5 protein-coding genes are annotated in these 4,220 nt (G+C 39.7%); all 5 read right to left on the bottom strand.

Annotated features, from left to right (window positions below):
- Window positions 1–342 (bottom strand): capsid assembly scaffolding protein Gp46 family protein (locus L696_RS0102675; RefSeq protein ID WP_025682276.1); only part of this gene is annotated, 342 nt, incomplete at its 3' end.
- Between the two features lie 401 nt (window positions 343–743).
- The gene (locus L696_RS0102670; protein ID WP_025682275.1) at window positions 744–1,124 is read right to left on the bottom strand and encodes a hypothetical protein; all 381 of its coding nucleotides are present in this window, start codon (window positions 1,122–1,124) and stop codon (window positions 744–746) included.
- Window positions 1,114–2,421 carry a phage portal protein gene (locus L696_RS0102665; protein WP_025682274.1) on the bottom strand — a complete coding sequence of 436 codons (1,308 nt, stop codon included), beginning with the start codon at window positions 2,419–2,421 and terminating at the stop codon, window positions 1,114–1,116. The genes L696_RS0102670 and L696_RS0102665 overlap by 11 nt, the downstream gene beginning before the upstream one ends.
- A gap of 149 nt (window positions 2,422–2,570) precedes the next feature.
- On the bottom strand, window positions 2,571–3,104 hold the full coding sequence (locus L696_RS0102660) for a cupin domain-containing protein (protein WP_025682273.1): 534 nt from the start codon (window positions 3,102–3,104) through the stop codon (window positions 2,571–2,573).
- A gap of 206 nt (window positions 3,105–3,310) precedes the next feature.
- A partial coding sequence (terL, locus tag L696_RS28095; RefSeq protein ID WP_155985296.1) for a phage terminase large subunit occupies window positions 3,311–4,220 on the bottom strand: 910 nt, incomplete at its 5' end.

Below are 4,220 nucleotides of genomic sequence, written 5' to 3'. Positions count from 1 at the left end.
GATCGCTTGGCTGGTTAACCGTTCACGCTGCTTCTCTAGCTTCATATTTTCCACTTCGGCTCGTAGCTTCTCAACTTCGATTTCTTTCTCATCCTTCGCCGGGAATCGCTTCTTGATCTCAGCATCCACTGCACTTTCCAAATGATTGGATTTCCACGTTTCCAGCGATTTAGCGGATCGTTTGTCCACCGTGCTATCGAACCAACTTTTTGCTTCCTTATTAGATTGAATGAATTGCTCTATCCCCTCTACGCTATACGGATTCAAACCCTGAAGATACGTTTGCCATTCCTCGTTTGTTTGGTTCTCTTCAATCAACTGCTTCACTTGTTCTAAATTCATTTTTGATAATCTCCTTTATTGCCCATTCGACTACGCAGAACCGAACACGCTTATGTATGTATTGAGCCGTTTAATGTCATGCTCAGGACAGCAATGTAACGCATTAGAAATCACAAAAACGAGGAAAAGGTACAAACATACCAACACCCCACTTTTGCCTATTTTTAACCCTTATTTTATTTGGATTTTTGACAGCCTAAAGCGTAACACTGAACCTGTTGGGATTCGAGCTTTCGAACACGTATATGTATGTTCAATTCGTTTAACGTCATACCTGCTACAATGATGTTACGCATTAGAAACCGTAAAAACGAGAAATAGGTACAAACATACCAACTCCTCATTTTGGGTTGTTTTTCACCCTTAGTTTATTGGGCTTTTTAAACCTCTAAAGCGTAACATCAAGCCTGTTTTTTCCTCATCTGACGCATCCGCAATTTCGTCTTTTCATTCGCATTCTTATCTCTACATTTCTCACAGTATTTTTGCCGATTCGAATGAGCTGAAAATGTAGCCGCACATTTCTGACAGTTCACCCTCGGTTGCGCTGTTTTAAATTCAGATTCTACATTCCGCTCAGATGTATATTCTTGATCCAGCTTCTCGTCCATTGGCAAAACTCCATTTTCAAAATATGTACAACGGAGCAGACCATCATCTTGAGCGAAAAATACACATGGACTATCCTGTAAACAGCAGTAGTTTGAGATACCGTGTTTCGCTCCGAGATAACAAGCACAGCTATTCTTCACGAGCCACTTGATCCTATTTTTATTCTGCATCCAATACCTCCTTATCCGTATCAACTAATCGTTGTTGTTCTGCATGAAATTTATTGAATTCTAGCTTGGGATTCTCTACAAATGGTAATAGTGTCAGCAACGTTTCCTGAGATACGACTTGCTGCAATTTAACAATCACATCAGCCATCCCCACCAAATCTGTCGGTAAGTTACGAGTAAACTTCACCGCGATATCACGGTAATCATATTGCACACCTTCTTTAATGTGCAGAAACGTGAAGAAATTCCTTAAACGCTGCTTGATCGCTTTTTCCATTAACGCTTCACGCATTGCCACTCGATTCTCCAGATTCAGCAGCTTGTTTCTAAGCGCTAAGGAAGATGTATTGCTGGCCCAATTTTCATTAAAGTTAACCTGATCCATCATGTCGAAAATTTTGCGTTCAATATTGTCCAACTCGTTCTTTACAAAAGAATCATTAATCTCCTTCGTAAGCCAGCTTACCTTTCCTCCAGCCGGAACTTGAATAATGCCCATCTTCTTCATATTCAACAAGTCTTCTGCTTCCAGCTTGGCATTTTCAATCACTAGGTAGGCGTTGCGATGATCTGCAATTTCATTGACCAAATCGGAATTCAGCGCATTATAGGCATCAAATAAAGAAATCACATCCTGGAATCCGCTTTTTCTCTCCGTATTGGCTGGACAGGAGATAAGCGGGACTCTTCCAAAGATGTGATTATGTTTGCCGATATATTTTACTTCAGGTGCTTGGTTCGACCTACTCCGATTGTGTTTGTCGTCGTTGCCGATTGTATAATGTAGAATTTCATGGTCGGTATACACGTCCAAATACACTTGCTTATCAAATCGCCGGGTAAATTTATGTAGGCCAAGTAATACATTTCGTTCTGCTGTTCCATCCTCCAACACATAGGCATTCAAAGGAGATAATACTGTGGATGAGAACTGACCATCCGAATCGATATAGTTCAATTCAAAGCTCTCGCCAAAGATTTCGGATTGTTTCCGAAGCTGTAGATTATGCTCTTTGTCCCAATGACTCATATGTACATCTATGTTATGTATAGCTTCGTCCTGATCCGACTTGGACACATAGTTTACTGGCTTACCGAGCAGATAACCCACTTCATTATCTACAAACTTACGTGGGAAATTGAAAATGAGCTTTTGATTGCTTCGACTTTCTTGCATCGCATAGTTCTTGAGAATAGCATGCTGACCATTGTAGTAATCTGAATATTTCTGTTTAGCTATTGCAGTCGATTGGAGTTCATTTAGACAATCTAATATGATTTGTTCGGTAATTTGCAAATAGGTTCTTCCTTTCAAAATCGGCTGTGTAATTGTTGCTTAAATAAATAAAGAACCACCTTTTAATAAGGTAGTTCCTTGTTGAACTAGCGTTCACCGTTAGTAATTCATTCCAACCTCATTTACTTGATTCATTAATAATATTGGCTTTATTCAGCAGACATGGCATCCGCTTTTGTTACATGAACCGTACCATATGGATGCTCAGGCGGAGCATAGATGACGTATATTTTAAGCGGGGTATTCCCCGTATTGGTAACATTGTGCCATGTTCCAGCAGGTATCATAATTGCATAGCCACCACAGGCCATTGCTTGAAAATTCAAATTATCTTTACTTTCACCCATCTGAACAAGTCCCTGACCTTCTTCAATACGTATGAATTGATCCGTTGTGGGATGAACTTCTAAGCCAATATCATCTCCAACATTAATACTCATCAGGGTTACTTGAAGGTGTTTCCCTGTCCACAAAGCGGTGCGGTAAGTATTATTTTGCTTAGTAGCTTGGTCAATATTTACTACAAATGGTCTTTGCCCATAATCTGTTGATTTATAAGGATACCCGTTCGTGTTGACCCCATTATAATAATGACCATTCCAATTATTACTCCAACGGATGTTATTCCAATAGTCATGCATTGGATTATGCCATTGATATGGATAGCATGAATTACGGTACAATCTTCATTCTCCTCTCACGACTTCATTGTTTATTTTCATTCTATGCACTTGCCTATCTAAAGGTTTGGAAAATGGGCAAGAGCCTAAGAACCTAAAAACAACGACAACACCAAATGATAAACAATTGACATCCAATCTTTATGGTTATTGAAGGTAACTGCCATTTGCTTAACGAGTGACTCAATACATATTTTTTAGCAGAAGCCTCAAAATAACAAACTGCGATCATAAAATTTCAGACTCTTGACCGACTGAATCAATTGAACAGCCCCATAAAGTGAATCTGGCGCATCGTCGTATGTACAATTTCGATTGTAGTCCTTCACCTGATGGTTATATCTGAGGTTATCCGAATTGAACAGAATATGTCCCTTCTTCACTTCCGGCTCCAAGCTAATAATACGTTCATGCTTCTGTCCCTTGGAATGCACACTTTCTACGGGTGTATGTATATTCGCTTTCCATAACTCTTCTTCAAACTTTTGCTTCATATAGCTCTGTGCCTGATTGACTTCAAAACCAAGTTTATCTACAGGATAAAGCTTCAACTTTTCAATTGCGACTTGGAATAAACTATCCGGCAGCAGTTTGTAAATATTTCCATCGATCACGTACATCTGCTTCGTCTTCCTGTGCTGTCCAATAATCGAAATAGCCGAATAGTCATTTTTCTTCCCGGCTTTAATCGCTGGATCAATGTACATGGCAAGTTCCATTTCCTCAAACTCAGGCAACCTGTCCCAATACATGAGATTTTGAAATATGTATTCGTCTGTTGAACGTGGATCATTTTGTAACTCTTTATAAAATGACTTTTCCCCCATGGCTTGTTTTTTGCACATCAAATAATAATAATCCAAATACTCGCTCCACAGGATTTCCGTGCCCTTCAGCATTTCCTCCTCATGAGCTATAAAAAAAGACAAGGCCGTTTTGATCCTGTCCTCATCCTGCAAGTTATTATATTGTTGCTCCCACTCTGACCACAGATCATCACGCTCTGAAAATTGAAGCACGGCTGCTTTACGAACACTTCGCACACCAGGGATTTTACCTTTGAGCAAATCGGCCATAATGTCCTCTTCGTTCAGAATGGTTCCACAGATTAGAATATTC

It is taken from the genome of Paenibacillus maysiensis, from assembly GCF_000520815.1.
Classification (GTDB): Bacteria; Bacillota; Bacilli; order Paenibacillales; family Paenibacillaceae; genus Paenibacillus; species Paenibacillus maysiensis.
Note: the sequence above shows the minus strand (reverse complement) of the source record. Positions and strands in the feature narration are given on the sequence as shown.